We start from the raw sequence: 3,070 nt of genomic DNA, 5'->3' as shown, positions 1-3,070 counted from the left end.
CCGGCGCCCCCCGGGCTTCCAGCCTGCGGCGGGCGCGGGCGCCGCCGCCGGCCCCCCCCCCCCCCCCCCCCCGCCCCCCCCCCCCCGCCCCCCCCCGGGGCGGGCGTCTCGCGTACGTACGTCGCGCGTGCTCACGGCGCGCGTACGGGGGTGTGTCAGCGGCGGGACGCCTCGCTCTCGGCCGCCTTCTCCAGCTGGAACGCCTCGTTGCCGAGGCCGATCCGGGCGTGCACCTCGGGCTTGGCCTTGCGCAGCACCGCTCCGTAGACCAGGCCGCCGACGAGCGCGAGGATGATCACGCCGGGCAGCAGCCAGTTGAGGGCCGAGCCGGGGCCGGAGCCGACGAGGACGTCGAAGTCGCGGACGGTGAAGACGGCGATCGTCAGCAGCGCGAGTCCGGCGAGGGCGGAGGCGACCAGGCGCGGGGCCTGCGCACGACCGGCGCCGCGCTTGACGAAGAAGGCGATGACGGCGAAGGAGGCGGCGGCCATCAGCAGGATCACGCCGAGCGCGCCGACGTTGCCCATCCACGTGAACAGCCGCAGGACGGGGGCCGTGGGGTCGCCGACCGGGTTGTCGTCGGTGAACGCGAACGCCGCGATGATCACGACGGAGACGGCACTCTGGAGCAGCGAGCCGGTGCCGGGAGCGCCGCTCGCCCGGTTGGTCCGGCCGAAACGGGCGGGCAGCAGGCCCTCGCGGCCCATCGCGAACGCGTAGCGGGCCACCACGTTGTGGAAGCTCAGGAGCGCGGCGAACATCCCGGTGACGAAGAGGATGTGCAGCACGTCGGTGAAGGTGGAGCCGAGCCGCTCCTCGGTGAGGCCGAACAGCATGCCGGGGCCCTCCTTGAGGGAGGTGTCGGCGATGGAGCCGGGGCCGGCGGCCACGGTCAGGGCCCAGGAGCTGATGGCCAGGAACAGCGCGGCGTAACCCACCGCGAGGAACATCACCCGGGAGACCACGATCTGCGGGCGGCTGGTCTCCTCCGCGTACACCGGGGCCTGCTCGAAGCCGACGAACGCGGCGATGCAGAAGCAGAGCGCGGTGCCGAGCCCGGCACCGGTGAGGGTCTCGGGGTTGAAGGCATGCAGCGACAGGCCCTCGGGACCGGGCTTGCTCACGGCGGCGACGTCGAAGATCACGACGAGGGCGCACTCGATGACCAGCAGGACGCCGAGGACCTTGGCGTTGAGGTCGATCTTCAGCCAGCCGAGGACGCCGACGACGGCCGCCGAGACCAGGGCCGGTATCCACCACGCCAGCTCGATGTCGAGGTACGTGGCGAAGATGCCGGAGACCTCGAAGCCGAGGATCCCGTAGATGCCGACCTGCATCGCGCTGTACGCCACCAGCGCCACGAGCGAGGCCCCCGCGCCGGCCGTCGGGCCGAGCCCGCGGGCGATGTACGCGTAGAACGCCCCGGCGTTGTGGACGTGCCGGCTCATCTCCGCGTAACCGACGCTGAACAGCATCAGGACGACGCCCAGGATGATGTAGAGCAGCGGCTGGCCGACGATGCCCATAACGCCGAAGACCGTGGGCATCACGCCGGCGACCACCATCAGGGGGGCGCTGGCCGCGACCACCGACAGCAGGAGGCCGGGGGTGCCGAGCCGGTTCGCGCGCAGGGCGCGTTCCTCGCCCTTGTAGGTGTTGATCCCGCCGGTATCGGCCGTTGCCCTCGTGGTGCCGGTCTCACTGGAAAATGAACTGCCGGTCGACATGGCGGGGTCGGTCCCTTCTTGATGGTGAGCGGGGCGGGGTGGTGTCCTTCGTGCTTCGCTTCGTGCTTCACGGGGTGCCGAGCGCGTAGGTGCGCGCGGCGGTGAACGCGGCGTGGGGTTCCCGGCCGGAGTACGACCAAGGTGCGGCGGTGGCGTACGCGCCGATGCGGTGGAAGAGGGCGGCGGCCTCGGCGGGGCGGCCCTCGCAGACCTTGGCGTGCGCCAGGAAGTTCAGGTCCAGGCGGTGGCGCGGGTGGTCGTCGCGCTCCCACTCCAGCCACCAGTCGAAGGCGGCCTTCATCACCTGGCGGGCCCGGCGTCCGGACCAGTGCTCGGAGAGCGCCGGGTCGTCGGGCTCGATGCCGGCGGCGACCAGGACGCGGTAGCGCTCGGCGTGGGCGACGACCGGGAGGACGGCCAGCGGGGAGTCGGCGGGGGCCAGTTCGGCGGCCCAGGCGGCGAAGTCGTACACCTCGTGCAGCGGGTCGTGGCCGCTTTCGGGGTTGCTCTCGGCCAGCAGCGCGGTCATCACATGGTGGGCGTGGTGGTGGTCGGGATGGCGGGAGCGCACCTCCTCGAAGAGCCTGCCGGTCTCGTCCGCCCCGTCGTCGCGGCCCCGGTCGAGGAGGAGCAGCGCGAGCCACGGGGTGGGGTCGTCGGGGGTGAGACGGGCGGCGGCCAGGCAGGCTTCCCGGGCGCCGGCGGCGTCGTTCGGCTTGGCCTTGGGCCGCAGCGCGCGGGCGACCCGGGCGCAGGCGAGAAGGGTGGCGGCGTCGGCGCTCTCGGGTTCGACGAGCAGCCAGTCACCGGCCCAGTCCACGGCCGACGAGGTCTCGGCGAGGGCCAGCAGGCGGTGGGCGCGGCGGTCCCAGTCCCTTCCGGTGTCCACCAGCAGGGTGCGCGCCTGTGACCATCTGCCCTGGGTGAACCGGCTGCGTGCGGCGACGAGTTCGTCGTCGTCGAGGGCCGGGTCGAAGACATGGTCCGAGCGGCTGCCCCGACGACGGGAGCGGCCCAGGGGCGGCGGAGGCGGGGGCGGCATGCCGCGGGCTTCTTTCGATGCGGTGTGCGAGCAGATGATCGCGCACAGCAAAGCGGGAGGCCGTGCTCCACGTCAAGGGCCGCTGCCCTTCAACTGCCGTGACTTACCAGCCGGTTGGCTTGATCCGGTCGGACCGTCGGAGGCATCGGTGCAGCGTGCGGGTGGGGTGGGCGGGGCGGGCCACGCTGTGGCCCCGCCTGCGATACCACCGGGGCCCCTGGGCCCCCCACACTTGCGGCGGGGGTACGTACGTGATGCTGACGCGACTGGGGGTCGACTTCCCCGAGGGAGAGCTCACCCG

Annotated in this window: 2 protein-coding genes; both read right to left on the bottom strand. The window is 73.0% G+C overall.

Going from position 1 to position 3,070, the window contains the following annotated elements; translation table 11 throughout:
* Window positions 1–155 precede the first annotated feature (155 nt).
* On the bottom strand, window positions 156–1,727 hold the full coding sequence (locus JS521_RS26195) for an APC family permease (protein ID WP_205085439.1): 1,572 nt from the start codon (window positions 1,725–1,727) through the stop codon (window positions 156–158).
* Window positions 1,728–1,794: 67 nt separating this feature from the next.
* Window positions 1,795–2,769: a hypothetical protein gene (locus JS521_RS26190; RefSeq protein ID WP_205085438.1), complete on the bottom strand. Its 975-nt coding sequence runs from the start codon at window positions 2,767–2,769 to the stop codon at window positions 1,795–1,797.
* Between the last annotated feature and the right edge of the window lie 301 nt (window positions 2,770–3,070).

The sequence above is a fragment of the Streptomyces durocortorensis genome, assembly GCF_016901035.1.
GTDB lineage: Bacteria > Actinomycetota > Actinomycetes > Streptomycetales > Streptomycetaceae > Streptomyces > Streptomyces durocortorensis.
Note: the sequence above shows the minus strand (reverse complement) of the source record. Positions and strands in the feature narration are given on the sequence as shown.